Source organism: Lentisphaera profundi (assembly GCF_028728065.1).
Lineage (GTDB): Bacteria > Verrucomicrobiota > Lentisphaeria > Lentisphaerales > Lentisphaeraceae > Lentisphaera > Lentisphaera profundi.
Window position 1 is genome coordinate 1,250,088 of the sequence record NZ_CP117812.1, and the last position, 15,457, is coordinate 1,265,544.

Below are 15,457 nucleotides of genomic sequence, written 5' to 3' on the forward strand. Positions count from 1 at the left end.
GATTCTACAAAAGCTAGATCCCGGATTCAGGTTTATTTGAAAGTCAGTTCTTTGAATGGGATCGTTTGCTGAATGAGGGGCTTGCCATCCACACTAAAGCATCCGAGTTGAAGAGATTTTTTAGTCCAATCAATTTCTATCATGCCTGCATTTCTTTCAGCGGAAGCCTTGCCAACGCGGAATGAATTATGAGCTTGTGACCAGCCTTTGCTAGTGTTGGTAATGCCACTACTAGTCATATCGTAGAAGGGGTAGCTACCAATATCTTTTTTCGAGAGTTCAGCAAAGTGAACGTCACCAGAAATAGCGATGGTATTGTTACATTTGTATTTTTTGAGTAAGTCAAAAAATCTTTTTTGCTCGTGGGGGACATTGCCCCAGTTCTCCATGCCTTTTTCATAGGAAAGCATTTGAATACTACTAGCAATAATACGCACATCGGCAGGGGTTTGGAGTTCTTGTTCGAGCCATTTCCATTGAGCTTCACCCAAGAGTGTTTTACTCGTGTCTTTAGTGGGCTCATACCAACCAACTACACCCTTTTTCTTTGGGCCTTTTACGCGAGGTATTAGGTCGCGAAAATAACGTGTATCGAGCACGATGATTTGACAACGCTGGCCCATATCACCGAAAGTATAAGAAGTATAGACACCAGGGCGTTGACGTCTGGGTGAGTCAGCAGGATCTTTGAAGAAATCGAGGAAGAGTTTTTGTGATTCTACGCGTTTAGGATAAGTCTTGCCACCATCATTGACGCCAAAGTCATGGTCGTCCCAAGTAGCAATAACTTGAGTCTTGTCGCGCAAGTTACGGAAACTCTCTATATCTTCTAATGCTTGATACTTTTTCTTAAAAAGAGCCATGTCTTCGGTGTCGCCATAAATGTTATCACCTAGAAAAACAAAGACATCAGCTTGCTTTTTTATCACCGTATTAAAAAGCTCATGACTCAGACCTTTTGATTTTTTATAAAGTTTAGGGTTGCTACAAGAACCGAAAGCGATTTTTGTGATGGCTTTCTCATTGTGAAACTCTGATTTTATATCATTATTAGAATCCTGAGAAGCTGTGCATGAGAAGAGGCTTATACAGGCTAATAATTTACTGAGATGGGTGAGAGTCTTCATTGCTTGTTCCTTTAAAGTAGGGTGGTTATGTTAATTAAAATTTAAATATTGATATTAACTACTTAACACGGATTTTCTGATGTTGATACATTCTAGCTAGACTTTAGTTATTACTTAAGGTGAGTTGTAAAACAGAGGGGCTAAAATTGAGTGCTTTACAATTTAATGTATCATTATTAAAATGCCTTTGTTTATATATAAAAAGCTGATAGGAAATTCAATATGAACACGATCAAAATACTTCTCGTAAATTTATCCGTATTATGTATGACATATGGTATCGATAAGGGGCCCGATTTAGTTCCCGAAGCAGCGGCTGAAGTCGCTAATTATTGGTGTACTTGGTACGCACAGAATTATTGGATTGGGCGCGGTACCGACTTACAAGATTTAAAGGGAGTGACCAATTCAGCCGCTCGCGAAGAAATTAATTACCACACGATCTTTAATCCGAAAGATGGCTGGGCATCGACTTATTTAGATAAGGAGAGTCGCAAGGATTATATCTTTCTCATTGATCATGGTTGGCAGAGTAAAAACAAAGAAGAATATATTGCTGGTGGTTCTGCCTTCTTTAATATGATCACAGATCCGCGTGATTTTGCGGAGTACGCACATTTGGAACCGAAAGAACGCTTGAAGAAATTTAATGAAGAAATCAAGGCCTTGGGCTGGAGCTCATTGGGTTTATGGACACGAGGAAATATCAATGAAAAGCAGGCACGAACTTTTGTTGAGTGGTCAAAATATGCGGGTATTAAATACTGGAAGATAGATGGCGGTACTGGCGGTGGAAAATTCTTTTCCCAGAAGGTCAAAGAAGATATTTATCCTGAGCTTATTTTAGAGTACATCACTGGTTCAGGCGGCAATATCAATCCAAAATGGAATCAAGAGCATTGCTCTTATCCTTCCGTCTATGATTTTGGGGGTAACCTACGTAAAGGAATGTTGAAAATGGTTCAGCATGTTGATGTTTTTCGTACTTACGATGCCTCACCTCTACTAATGACGACAACTACTTTGAGAAGAACTCACGATGTCCTTAAGCAAACTCAACAGCAAGCTAAGTATAAATCGGTACTCAATATCCAGGATGATTGTAATGTAGCGCTGGGCTTGGGGGTCTTGGTTGCGAGTAAACGTCACCCCAATATGGGGGAAAGAACCTTAAAAGGCCAAGATCTTCATCATCAATTATCGGGTCCACGTTTGATGCAAAAGCGTATGAACGAAGTACAGCGTCTGGGGCGTTGGGCGAGAATTGCACCAGCATTTTCTGCGGGCATAGGAACGTACTTATCCTCGTCAAATAAATTGATTGATCGCTGTGTTTATACTGCTTGGGATACTTGGGCAGGAGCGACTTATGGAAAAATGGTCAGTCAAAGTGCACCTGCTATTATGGCGCGTAATATGCCACTACCCATTGTGGAAACAGATGGCGTTGCGCCCTTTGTTTGTGTGAGTACTTATCCTAATGGTCCCACAGGCATTGCTACAGATGGTCGCGTATCACCTAAAAAACGTTGGTTTGAACCAAGAGCTAAAGTGACGGTGCAAATTAAGGATGCCTCACAGCCTATTGGTGTAGTGGGGCGTTATACTGAACTCGTACTTAAGTTTTCGGGCGATTTAGCTGGGGTGACAAATATTTGGGCGCAAGATCTTTTAGACGACAAGTCAGTGGATATCCGCACGCAAGTGAAAATTGATAAAAACACACTGATCATCCCTGGTGCGCTAATTGATCGCATTGGTTTGTCTGCGGGTGATAAGGGTGATCTTTCAGTGCCAGGTTTGGTGCTTCAACTCAGGGGCGAGAATTTACCCATTGCGGGGAATGAGTTTTATCCAAAAGTCGAAATCCCCCAAGAATTGCTTATCAAAGAAGAATTAAAAGAAGTTAAATCAAAAGGTTTTGCGGGCCCCGCATCGATTGAGAAAGTCGGCTATGGTTACAAGGTTTTTAAATTTAATCAGAGTGAATTAGCATACACACTGAAAAAACTTTCCGAGCCAATTACGAGTGGGAAAGTGACTTTCGAATGGAAAATGAAGGATGTGGATATAACTGACGCAACACGCAATGCATTTCTGGTGCTCAGCAGTGATGAAGATGCCTTAGCTGCTCTCTTTGCGGGTGCTTGGACGGGCTCTAGACAAATGGCTCTTTTTGAAAATGGGGGTCAGAATAAGGCCAAGAAAATAAACTTTAATCCCGCTAAAGAAATGAAATGTCAATTATTGATTGATATGGATCAACGCCTTGCTGAACTGACCATTAATAGTGTGAAGACTCAGACAAGTTTTAGCGAAAGTTTTACTAGCATAAGTTACCTAGGCTATGCGGTACGCGATGCCACCACATTGTTTACGATGCCAAAGATTATAAAATAATAGTCAAGTAATATTAGCTGTTGGCTTTTCATCAAAGTGAATGTCCATCTGAGGAAAGGCAATCGTAATATCGGCATCTTTAAGGCCCCACCAGATCGCCTCGTTTAGAATGGAGGTGAGTTTGGGCTCTGCCCATGGATTATCAGTCCACATATAAATAGCATAATTGACTGAAGAACTGCCGAATTCTTTAAGCAATATTTGAGCTTTTGGGGCTGAAATAAAACCATCCAAAGAAACACAAGATTTTTCAAGAACGTCCCTAACTTTTTTTAGATCTGAGTCATAGCTAACACCAAGGGATGTCTCTAAGCGACAAATTGAGTCTCTAAGAGTATAGTTGCCTACTGAATTCTCGACTAAAAGAGCATTTGGGATCAGTATGTCTTTATCGTTTTTGGATCGTACTATAGTATCTCGAAGGCCAACACTTTTAACTTTTACCATAATTCCTTTTACATCAAGAATGTCACCATGTTTAATGGAACCTTCAAAACGAAGCATTGCGCCAGCGGCATAATTCTCCATAGTACTTTTTAAAGAAAAACCTAGAGCCACAGCAAATAGACCACTGGTAGTAAAGACCGAAGATAAATCAAGCCCTAAAGTGTGTACTGTAACTGTAGTTCCAATAGCCCATAAAAGGTATGAAATGAATTTTATATATATTTTAATGGATACTTCATCGGCTTGCTTATTCGTTTTAAGGTGTTTTTCAACTATACGAGGTAGAATACGGCCAATAATGACGAATAAACCAACAACAAATAAGGCTCGAATAAAGTGAATTATAAAAGAGTCTACTCCGGATAAAGGCGTATGACCAAAAAATTTACTTAACCAATCTAATATACTACTCTCAGTCATTGTGTGATATGCCTTTGAATCTTGTTAAATTAGATCATAATACATCAAATAAATTAACAATCCAGTCTCCTTTATAGGAAGTAGATTTTACCAAGTGTTGTACACATGGAGATCGGGTTCATAAAATACTAGCGATCACTTTGAGGACTTAAAATGTCTGGATTGTAAAAAGTCAGCAAAGAGTCAAGAATGCGCAGCGGGCTACGCGGTCTGAATGTTAATGGATCGCTAGTGAGACTTTATTGTAGTCAAGAAGATAAATAGCTTGCGTTTTTCAGCATCGGTGAGCTGTGTTATTCCGTCGTAAGCTAATAAATGGTCATCATAAGATGACTCCTCCTGAATACATATGTGGGTGTTTATTATCGTTGTTACATGAAAAAGAAAATGAAGCGATGCCAATCTGTTTTATATTATTCATACATCCGGGTTTTCTAGTCTCTCTTCTAGTGCGGCTTAAGTGGGGAAACAAATTGCGATAAGCGCAATGATCACTAATAATTGAAGTGTAATTTATATTTATATTATTTAGTTTTTGTTGAATTACTTGAAACTTAACGACCTGCATCCCACATGGTATTACGAGCATCGGAATCTGAAGGGAGTTGCTCCAGTAGTGTCCCATAATAATTCAAGACTTTGGCATGCCCGTCAGCAAATAAATAATTGAACTTTTCAAAGTGAGGAAGAGGGTTTGATACTGTAGCCGTTTGTGTTGAATAGTGATTACCTGCAGTAATACTACCCCAGTGAACACCCATATTGTTGTCTCGATTGAAATTTTCACTAAGAACAATAGTGCCCGTAGGAGAACTTAAAGAAGTAAGTTGTCGTGAGAGGTCAGTACCATCATTTTGACCACCCGATATGCCAGGATTTGATTTTTTTACATTTGAATTTGCGACTCGATATGATGAAATCCCATAGGAACGCCTAGGAGCTCCTTCATTACGCGGTTTAACGGTATCTTCAGGACATTGATACAAGGGGTTTACTTCGTCAACGGTATCAATTGATGAGTGCATTTCCGCATATGTCATACTTTCACGGCCGTCGTACCCAGCAATGAGGTCATCCCAGCTGATTTTAGACCCTCCAGATATTCTGGTGTAAGGGAAATAGCTGGCACTATCATCACTAATGTACATTTGCATAGCTATGCCGAGTTGTTTTAACTGATTTAAGCAAGTGACTTGCTTTGCGCGAGCTCTGGCTTTGCTTAAACTTGGTAAGAGTAGACTGGCTAAGATGCCGATGATGGCTACGACGACTAAAATTTCTATCAGCGTAAATTGTTTTTTGTTCATAAAAAGCCCCTTAGAATTATTGTACATTATAATAAAAGACAAGACAAAAAGCTTCATGTTACAAAATAAATAAAAGTATTTATAAATAAGGAATAAAGAACTTTTTATAGAGCGAATAAATATTGACTTTTTGTAACAAAAAATAAATACAGCTGTTTACTTCACTAAATAGATCCCCTTCGAAGTCTACAAAGGCTGATGAGATCGTTTATTTTTTCTAATGGCGTAGGATTTTATCAAGCCTAGATGGGATGAAATATTTTGTATTTATCTAGAAACTTAAAGAGACAACTAATAGGAGAAAAAAAAATAGAATGAATATATTTAAGATTTTGGTAGGCTTGATCGTAAGTGTCAGTAGTTTGTGGGCTGAGCAAGCCAGCGCACCCAATGTGGTGATGATCCTCAGTGATGATCAGGGCTACGCTGATTACAGCTTCATGGGTCACGAATTCATTGCAACTCCCCGCATTGATAAACTAGCTTCAGCGAGCCTAGTCTATGAGCGAGGTTACGTAACGACCGCAGTTTGTTGTCCGTCAATTTCCACCATGCTCACAGGTCTTTACCCTCACCAACACGGGACTACCGGCAACGACCCTATAAAAGGAGTGAATCGTAAAGCCTGGATAGATAAATTTCGTAATTCACCACAACTACCGCGACTCTTAGGTGAGGCCGGCTACCTTTCAATGCATACCGGAAAATACTGGCATGGTGATCCCGCAGTCTCAGGTTTTACTGATAGCATGGGCTTGACTCAACGTCACGGTTCGGAATATTCGCTCAGTATTGGACGCAAGACGATGCAGCCCATTTACGACTTCATCCAGAAATCTCAAGATCAGAAAAAACCTTTTTTTGTCTGGTTTGCCCCATTTATGCCTCATACGCCTCACACTCCCCCTGAACGTTTAGAAAAAAAATATCAGAAGCTCGGAGCTAAGAATCAATCGAAATATTACGCTATGTGCGAATGGTTTGACGAAAGTTGCGGAGAGCTTCTTGATCACCTCGATGAAAAGGGGCTGACAGAGAATACTGTCATCGTGTATATTTGTGATAATGGTTGGGGAAGTATGGGTTCAGGTTCGGTAAAGGCATCTCCCCATGAACTCGGTGTTCGGACTCCCATTATGATCAAATGGCCAGGCAAAGTTTCTGCTCAGCTCGATAAAGTCAATATGGCTAGTAACATCGACCTCGTACCGACAATTTTGGCCGCCTGTGGGGTGGAGATTCCCAAAGTATTACCAGGAATCAACTTGTTGGATATTGATGCGGTGGGCGCACGTAAGAATTTATTTCTCGAATGCTTCACTCACGATATGCTTGCTATAGATCAGCCCGAGGCGGGACTGCGAGCGCGTTCCTATGTGGACAAGCAATGGAAACTGACCGTTTGGCGCAAACCCCATACCTTGCTAGATCTGAAGGGATGGCAGAAGGAGACTCCTCAGGAGGAGATCCAACTCTTCAATATCAAGGATGACCCGATGCAGAAAAACAATCTTGCTGCACAGCACCCAGAGAAAGTAGGGGACTTGATGAAAGAACTCAATCGCTGGTGGAATCCTGGCCCCGTCAAAAATTCTGTGCAGAAAACTCAATAAAAACTGAAGGGCTTATTCCCTAGGAGAAGAAACTGTTCGTCTGGTTAAAATGGGGGTGGTGAGAAGGCACTTAAGTTTTTAAGCTTGTGCACAAGATTTCAAGTGATCTGCGGAGGCTAACCGGCAGGCGGAGAGTGCTGCCACACAGGCAACAAAGTTATTGCCCGTAGGGTGAGTACTCCCTTGAGGATCCTAAGGCTAGTCGCTACGCGCCCGCTCTTAGCTTTAATTAGTGCGTGACCGAAAACCCAGTGTGTATAAGTTTTTTCAGAATTTCAAATTAAGGTAAAAATCAAAACTTCCTCTGGAGATGCCATGTCGTCATGGCACGAGCACTTAGTCCAGGCAGGAGCAAGTACGCCGTTAATGGCGTTTTGTATTATCATGAAGGCATTTAGGCGCTTTTACTTTTTCTACGTAGTGCTTGGATTTCTCTGGGCATGATGATGGATATTACTATTTCTTGTAAAATCACGCATACTAACGAAATTTTTCAGGGTGCTTCACGACTCTTTTTTAGAAAAACTCACAATTTATTTTTCTCGTAAATTATTATATTTAAAAGACTTAGGTTCATTTCGCTCAGGTACTAATTAGGGTTTTGTGATATTCTTTATTCCTTCCAGTTCAATTTCTGCGAACTGGTAGTGCCCATCGCCTTGGTTAGCCAGGAGCGTGAGGCGATAAAAAGTATAGACTTGGGTATTCTTAAAGGTGTAGCTTCTTTTGGAGAGCCGCTTGGCGAATGGGGGTTGATTTTTGCGGTGATCCAGTAGATTCCAGTTCACACCATCCATGGAGCCGTGCCATTTCCATTCTTTAGGGTCGCGCTTTGGTACGTCATTTGCGGAGGTGAATGAGTAGGCCCTGACCACGCGCGGTGCCGGCAATTGCACTTGCCACTGTAAGGGGCGGTCATGATGAACGTAACACCATTTTGTTTTTAGATCGCCATCCACGGATTTATCAATATGTGCCTCCGAGAGGTTTCTCCAAGGCAAGTGACCGCTGGGACAAGTTAAGGTGGCTTGAGCTGGCGCTTGAGTTTGAGCAGAGGCAGAGCCCTGTGGCCAGCGGGTACTTAGCGCTTTTATCCAGTGCCGAGCGATGAGTTCATGGCCTTGTGGTAAGGGATGAATCCCATCCCACAACCAGTAGTCTGGAGACGACGATTTGCTTGCCGCATCGAAAAGATCCTGGGTCTTGATGTGAACGGCGTCAAACTCCTTGGCCAGTTTGGCAACAATGGGGCGCAATTGATCAGTTGCTGAGCGACGTGCATTCCAGGTCCGCTCGTTCTTTAAGCCACCTGACTGTAGAACAAATGGATCTAGGAGGATGATTTTGAGCTTTGGGTTGGCTTTGCGACTGGCACTTAGAATCGCACGATAGTCATCTTCAAATGACTGTGGCTTTACTTTTTTACCCACATCATTGGTTCCGATCAGGATGGTCAAAAGATCCGGTCGCATATCGATGGCATCCTTTTGCCAGCGCGCTTTGAGTTGCGCCACTGTATTGCCACTGATTCCTCGATTATAAAAATCCAATTGTTCCTCGGCTAGGTCCATGCCCAAGCGGGCGGCGATCATAAAGACAAAACTATGGCCAAGGTAGTGATTGCGATCACGCTCATTGCGGCCACGGTTCATATCCGTAATAGAGTCGCCGATGAATAGCAAGCGTCTGCCTTTTTTAAAGGCGGGAAGACTGTACTGACTCGTGTTAATATTAAACTTTTCGGACGTGTTTTTAGGAGCTGGACCCTTTAGGGTTTTGATCAAATAACGCGTTGCCTCATATTGTCTATAGCCATTGAATTCAGCATAGCGGACTTCGCAAAATAGATCCAATTCTTGGCAGCGTTTCTGAAGCTGAAAGGCAAATTGTGGGCTATGGGCGCCGAGATCATCTTTCAAGTTCTTATCGTAATAGATGGCGACTGGTGGATCATCTGCGCTGACATGGGCATAGGGAGAATATTCTTTGATCCAAGGGAGAAGGTTAGGGCGCGATTGCAAAAAATCCTGATTGCTCACATTGAAGGCATGGCCCCCGTAGGTGATGCGGCCTAGCCAATCCTTCATCTGTTGTGGGTCAAGTGATGTTTGCGGAACTCGCACAGATGCACAAAAAAGGCGGGTCGATTGACGCGCAATAGGATCAAGGCTCGCTGGATCGGCCATGTCATCGTGATACGCTAACCAAAGAGAAGAACACCCGCCGGCGGAGGCACCCGTTGCCCCGATACGAGTGGTGTTGACATGCCATTCCAAGGCTTTGCTACGCACAAACTGTAGAGCGCGGGCGGCATCGTTTAAAGGCGCTTTAACTGGTGGTGTAATTCCCGCTGCTTTTGCCTGACTGACATAACGGTAGTTAATAGCGACCACGGAAATACCTGCCTCTAGTAAGGCCTTTACATCGACGCAACCGCGGATGAGTTCCTTACTGCCCGTCTGCCAAGAGCCCCCATGAATATAGAAGACTAAGGGAGTGGGGTGAGAGCTTGATGCCGAGGGTGCCATCCAGAAATCGAGTAGCTGTCCTTGGTGTGCCCCGTAAGCAACATTTGTCTGTGTTGGCTTGGGCACCGAGTCGGGATAGGTCGGTGGAGCAGCGTGAACGAGTGTATTTACGAGGCATACGATCGCGATAATTATGCTTGTTTTCATCTTCTTTAAATCCATGTGTTGTGGTGCTTTATTTTTGGTGTTTGAAATCGGCTGCCATCACCACGTCCTTCATGCGTGATTTGGGTGATACCTTTATTTCAACGAGCTTGCCGTTTTCAACACGGCCCTGAATAGTGGTCTTATAGGGCGCGTGAAGTTTGAAGGTGACGTTCCAATCTTTGGGCCAAGCGGGCTGTAGAAAAATCTGTTTCCCTTCCGTTTGCAAGAGCATTGATTGGAAAGCTTTCATGATTACCCCACCGTGGGTTTGGTCAGGGATCCAGTCCATATTGGGTCCCCAAAATGCAGGGAAACGGGAGCCGTCGTGTTTGACAGAAGCTCGGTTAACGAGGAATTCCTGGGCCTGAGCGGTCAGCCCGAGGTAGGTCATGAAAATATCGTCCTGGCGCCAACCTTGATAGCCTTTCGGTCGACGGTGTGTTAAGGCCTCAATGGCGAGTTGCGCATTCGGTTTTTCAAAGGAACTCAGTCGAAATGGGTAGACGCAGTAGAGCTCTGGTACTTCGCTATTTCGGTAATTTGCGAAGGAAGCGGCGGGCGCGAACATTTTTACACCATTAAGCATACGTGTAGGTATTGGCGGAAGTTTCCTTTTTAACTGGGTCCAGTAGGCACGTTGTTTTAGGGAAGTTGATTTTTCCGGTAGAGGCAGTAGTTGCGCGGTCACTCCATGGAGCCCAGCGACTTCTGGCATGGGATTAGTACACTCCCACCAAGTCTCAAGTGCCTGCGAGGGATGCATGATTAGTTTTCCGTCCGCTCCCGTTTTGTATTGCAGGTCGAAAAAGGTCAAAACCTCGTGGGCAAAGGGAATGATCGTTTCTTGCAAAAATTTTTCGTCGAGTGTGTGTTTGTAACGATCGAGCATCATGTAGCTCAGTTCGAGTCCAGAGACCCATTCCCATTTGTGCCAGGGGCTTTCCTGCAGCTTGTCTGTTCTCTCGTGAAAAGGCCTTGATCCGTAATCACTGACGCGATGATTTCCATAAAAATGCATGGTTTCCGGAACATAGAGTCCCTTGTGTCCTGTATGCTTTAGTGTGCGATGTTTATGATATTCAAGGAGCTCCTTGCAGTACATGTTGTACAGCGAATCGGTCATCTCAAAATCACCGGAAGTGCACATGCTCATGTAGGGCATGCGGGTGTTCTGCCACCAGTAGGCAGGGCCCCATTGACGATAATCTGGATTCCCCGAATCTGCGCGTGGATTTGTTGGGTGTCCCACCGTAAAGATTGACCCGTTAAATTTGATGGGGTAAGCCCCTCGTGCGGCACAGGCATTGATGTAGCGTTGCAATGCATAGGCGCGACTCACAATGTAGGCATCGCTAAGTGAGCGATCAGGTTTTTCCTCAGCGATTTTTTTTCCATTGTGGTAGAGCGAAATTCTTCCCGCTTGGGAATCTATTACGACGGCAATGTGGTTCCATTCATTGGGGGTGAGGCAGTCCTTTACCATTAAGATTTTTTTACCTACGATGAGGCGTAAGCTATTGCCTGGATGCGTATCCAGCAGAAAACCCTCATTGCTACCCACTAAAATCTTATTTAAAATTCGAACGCTGCCCGCGTGAGCGTCGGGCCTAATCCAGGTTTCAGTCGTTAGAACGGGGGAGTTGGTCCATTGATTTGAGTTGGGGATCTCAGTATGTAAGTTTGGCCTTGCAGAAAAAAGAATGTCTTTGGGATCGAAGGCACTTAAGGGTTCTCGATTTTGAGAGAGCTTGTTAATTGCCTTGTGATCCAATGCTACTTTTAGCAGGGAAGAACGCCCCATTTCTCCTGCGAATCGGCTGTAGCCATGGGAATCGATACCGAAGCTAAAATTGAGTTTATTCGGCGGGATGAGGCTTTGGCTAAGTCCACTCTCGGTGCTTTTAGTGGCGTGAATCCAACTGCGTTGCCAGAAGGATTTCCACCAGGATTCATGAGCGGAACGACGATCTTCAAAGTCAATGGCCTCTACTTTAGAAATGGTTTGAGCCATCTTTGCCAACCACTCTTTTTCTGTCGCGGGGTGTTGAGCCACCACATAGAGATCAAAACGGTGCTTGTGGGATTTTGGTGAGAGCAAATGAGTGCGATCTACAGGTTTTGCATCCTTGGCTTTAATCAGCGCCCCAAAGGTACGGTGAAGTAGTGGATCGATTCGTTTGAACGTGGCTAGGCCTTGAGTCTCAGCCAATTGCTCAGGTTCTTTAGAGTAAAGGTTGCGATGATACCAAGTCAAGTGATCGGCCTGATTCTCCACTACCGTATCCGCATCTTCAGCCTTGCGCCAAAGTTCGATAGAGGCCGTCGCGGTACTTGCTTCGGAGCCATTGATCTCCGCATGAATAACGGGATGATTGGCATCGACCCAGAGGCGGATATCGGTCTTGCCATAGCGAGCCTGTAGAGTGCCGTCCACTAAGCTTAGTGTTTGCAGGAGATAGTCAGTAGAAGGTGCTGGATTGAGCCTAATTCTCACTCGACCAAGTTTTAGCAATTTTCCGTCTCCACCCCAAGAATCGGTTCGGGAGATATAGAAGACTAGGTCTCCGTTGGTTTCAATCCAAGCGTTGATGCCAGTGGAACCATTGCCCAGTGGCATTGAACCATTCTGATCCTTACTGGGGCTATCCCAAACCACATTGTAGCGCTTGGGCGAAAAAGCGGAATCCATCGCATGGGCGATTGGCAATAAAAACAGTAGGCTGACGACTAGCAATAAAGCGCTTATTTTTTCACTTATCATAAGGTCTTCCTTTTTTTATCTTAAACATTATTCAAATTTGCAGTAAGAGGCCATAGCCACTTGCATTGGGTCGTTAATTTTATTGATTTATTTGGGTGCTGAAAGTGCCCTACTGGCCAGAACCAGGGCAGACAGCAAGGCATTTGTTGGAAGCTATCGTGATATTCTCATATTAATGTGTCATCAGTGAATGGAAGATGAGATACTAATGCTTATCCGATATTTTTAACGACGCTCAACTCCTTAGCCACATCATAGTCAGTTACAGCTCACGACTTAAAGAACTAGACATACGACCGTCTGAATCCGTCACGTTGAAAAAGAAGACGGTGGTACCTGCCGGAAGTTCAGCACTCGCTTTGCCGGATTGTAGCTGTGCGGGAACCGTGTGCCATTTGCGATCCTTACTGAGGCCGTCATCGGTGGTGTAGCACAGCTCAGCAAGCTTCAATGGAAATGGCGATGTGAACGTGACCGACCATGCCTGCCCCTTCTGCACAAGCTCGCCTCGTGTAGGCAAGGGATGCCCGCCTTTGACGACACTGTCTGCAAAGATGAAGGGCTCCTTCTTAGGCCTACTCGCATGGCCCCATCCGACCTTGATCCAAAGATAAGTGGGTCCGTTTGTGGCTAGAGCTGACTTCTGCTCACAGGCCAGTGGAAAATGCATGTCGGTAGGGGATGAGGTCCGCAGCATGGGAAAGGTCACGTTGGGCAAATACGTCGATGCTTCGTAAAGCGCCAGGCTCTGCTTCAGTTTCTCAGGGCTTCTTCTTTTGAAACTTTGGCCTAGATAGCTATCACCTTCGTGTAGGAAGCCGCAACCTGTATGTGTAATTCCAAACTTGAATCGTGAATCAACGCCAACCGAAACACTCGTCAATACGCCGCCCCATGAATAGCCTTCAATTCCGATGCGCTCTTTATCCACTTCGGGGAATGAGCGCAGTAATGAATCGGCGCGTACAACTCCACCAATGGCGTGATAAAACCAGTGCTGATCCACTGACTGCCCCTGATTTATAGGCGTTTCTTCAAAGTTGCTAGCCCTATGAGGTCCTGACCAGCTATGACTGGAGCGTTTCTTGGAGCCTTTTAAGTTGGGTATACGCCCTTCCAAATCCATGCTGATCGCGGCATAGCCATGTTCATTCCATTCTTTGACCCAGTTGGCACTTGCTGTTCCACCGCCACCGTGAACGAGTACAACTCCAGGCCAACCTTTTGCAGGTGTGTGGCCCATTGGAACTCCGTAATAGGCATAGAATCGCGTAGTCTTACCATGGTAGTTCAAGCCCTCGTAGAGGATCGATTTCACGCCAGGAGCAGTGGATTGATCCGAGGGGTAATACTTGGGTGTGGCAAACAAATCACCCTTGTTCCAGGGGCCGATGGTCTCTTGAGCATTAAGAGTCGCACCACAAATCAGTAGCAGGGCAATGACGCCAAAAGCACTTTTTATTTTACTTGTCATAAGATTTTCCGTTTTATATTTAAAATTATTCTACAGAAAGAGGGTTTAGCCACTTGTGTTCATTGGTCATTCCATTCACTTTTTGGATGGTGAAAGTGGCTTACTAGTGATCAGGCCGATACCTCGCCCCTTGTTGCCGACGGCATTATAGAATAGGTAGTAGGTTTCATTTTTTGGATTCCAGACGAGTGATATTTTATGGGCATGATTACGGTCCAGTCCGGAGGGATGGCCACCCGCTTTGTAGAGTGGTTCAGGGTCGGCAACCCAATGATGGAGATCACGGGAAAAGGCGACCATAATGTGAGCGTGACCACGACCGACACCAAAGTAGAACATCACCCAGTGGTCACCATCTCGAAATACTTTTCCATCGGCACAGAATTTTTCATCGTAGCCTTTAGGCCGTACGCGAAGGACAGGGTTATTTGGATAGCGCTTCCAATTTAGGAGATCAGTAGATTTGGCCAAACCAATTTGTTCGATCCATTGGGGCATTTTTTTGGCATTGTAGAAATTATAAAAGAGACCCTCGTGCTCCACCAACCAAGGCATATAGATACAGTCCTTTTCCCATTCACCGACATCCGGTTCATGAATTGAGAGGATGTATTGATCCTTAGCCCGCTGCCAGTTTATCCCATCTTTACTGGATGCGACGCCTTCATAGCCCGGGTCAATTTCATAAGCGCCTTGCTTAGCGTAGGCGCCATAAAGTGACCAGAATTTCCCATCTTTCTTTTTTAGTGTGCGCCTTGCTTTAATCCCGTAGTCCTCATACAGATATGCACCAAGAACGCGGCCACCATAGTCAAATTCGCCTTTTTTCCCGTATCCCATGGCAAGGCGCATCTGGCTCCAGTGTACCAAATCATCGCTCTCGGCAAGAAAGGATTGATAACCTTTGCCATCGAAGCCAATGAAGCTCATATACCATTTGGGGTCACCTGGACGTTGAAAAATGGTGGGGACATCTGTTTTGTTCACCTTTTCAAAGCCATTGATATTGGGTTTTTTGGGAATCACATGCTTAGGGTGATAATGCCATCCTCGATAGGGGGCGGACCATTTTTTGACGGTTTCTAGGCTGATTTCCTGACTGCCGTCAATTCGTTGTGCTGATGCCATATTGACTAAAGATAAGGAGATGATGATCGAGTACAGTAATTGAATGCGTGATTTTGAGATTCTCATCTGGTACTTTCCTAATTTTATAATCTTCATGAAAAAACA

At 44.4% G+C, this 15,457-nt stretch carries 9 protein-coding genes; 2 read left to right on the top strand and 7 right to left on the bottom strand.

What is annotated here, in order from left to right:
- Nucleotides 1–32: 32 nt before the first annotated feature.
- On the bottom strand, nucleotides 33–1,127 hold the full coding sequence (locus PQO03_RS16395; RefSeq protein ID WP_274154273.1) for an alkaline phosphatase D family protein: 1,095 nt from the start codon (nucleotides 1,125–1,127) through the stop codon (nucleotides 33–35).
- 222 nt (nucleotides 1,128–1,349) lie between these two features.
- On the opposite strand from PQO03_RS16395, the gene PQO03_RS16400 reads away from it, so the two are divergent.
- On the top strand, nucleotides 1,350–3,527 hold the full coding sequence (locus PQO03_RS16400) for a hypothetical protein (RefSeq protein WP_274154274.1): 2,178 nt from the start codon (nucleotides 1,350–1,352) through the stop codon (nucleotides 3,525–3,527).
- Between the two features lie 3 nt (nucleotides 3,528–3,530).
- On the opposite strand, the gene PQO03_RS16405 is transcribed toward PQO03_RS16400, so the two are convergent.
- Nucleotides 3,531–4,394 (bottom strand): mechanosensitive ion channel family protein, encoded by an 864-nt coding sequence (locus tag PQO03_RS16405; protein ID WP_274154275.1) that lies wholly within the window; start codon nucleotides 4,392–4,394, stop codon nucleotides 3,531–3,533.
- 554 nt (nucleotides 4,395–4,948) lie between these two features.
- On the bottom strand, nucleotides 4,949–5,701 hold the full coding sequence (locus PQO03_RS16410; protein WP_274154276.1) for a type II secretion system protein: 753 nt from the start codon (nucleotides 5,699–5,701) through the stop codon (nucleotides 4,949–4,951).
- A 314-nt stretch (nucleotides 5,702–6,015) separates the two neighbouring features.
- Between PQO03_RS16410 and PQO03_RS16415 the strand changes: the two genes are divergently transcribed.
- On the top strand, nucleotides 6,016–7,314 hold the full coding sequence (locus PQO03_RS16415; protein ID WP_274154277.1) for a sulfatase family protein: 1,299 nt from the start codon (nucleotides 6,016–6,018) through the stop codon (nucleotides 7,312–7,314).
- A 593-nt stretch (nucleotides 7,315–7,907) separates the two neighbouring features.
- Here PQO03_RS16415 and PQO03_RS16420 read toward each other — a convergent pair.
- From PQO03_RS16420 to PQO03_RS16435, 4 genes are all read right to left on the bottom strand, one after another.
- Entirely contained in the window at nucleotides 7,908–9,989 is a 2,082-nt protein-coding gene (locus PQO03_RS16420; protein ID WP_274154278.1) for a GDSL-type esterase/lipase family protein, read from the bottom strand.
- A gap of 28 nt (nucleotides 9,990–10,017) precedes the next feature.
- Nucleotides 10,018–12,750 (bottom strand): DUF5703 domain-containing protein, encoded by a 2,733-nt coding sequence (locus PQO03_RS16425; protein WP_274154279.1) that lies wholly within the window; start codon nucleotides 12,748–12,750, stop codon nucleotides 10,018–10,020.
- Nucleotides 12,751–13,012: 262 nt separating this feature from the next.
- Nucleotides 13,013–14,224: an acetylxylan esterase gene (locus tag PQO03_RS16430; RefSeq protein ID WP_274154280.1), complete on the bottom strand. Its 1,212-nt coding sequence runs from the start codon at nucleotides 14,222–14,224 to the stop codon at nucleotides 13,013–13,015.
- A gap of 75 nt (nucleotides 14,225–14,299) precedes the next feature.
- Nucleotides 14,300–15,418, bottom strand: coding sequence for a glycoside hydrolase family protein (locus PQO03_RS16435; RefSeq protein WP_274154281.1), 1,119 nt, complete (start codon nucleotides 15,416–15,418; stop codon nucleotides 14,300–14,302).
- Between the last annotated feature and the right edge of the window lie 39 nt (nucleotides 15,419–15,457).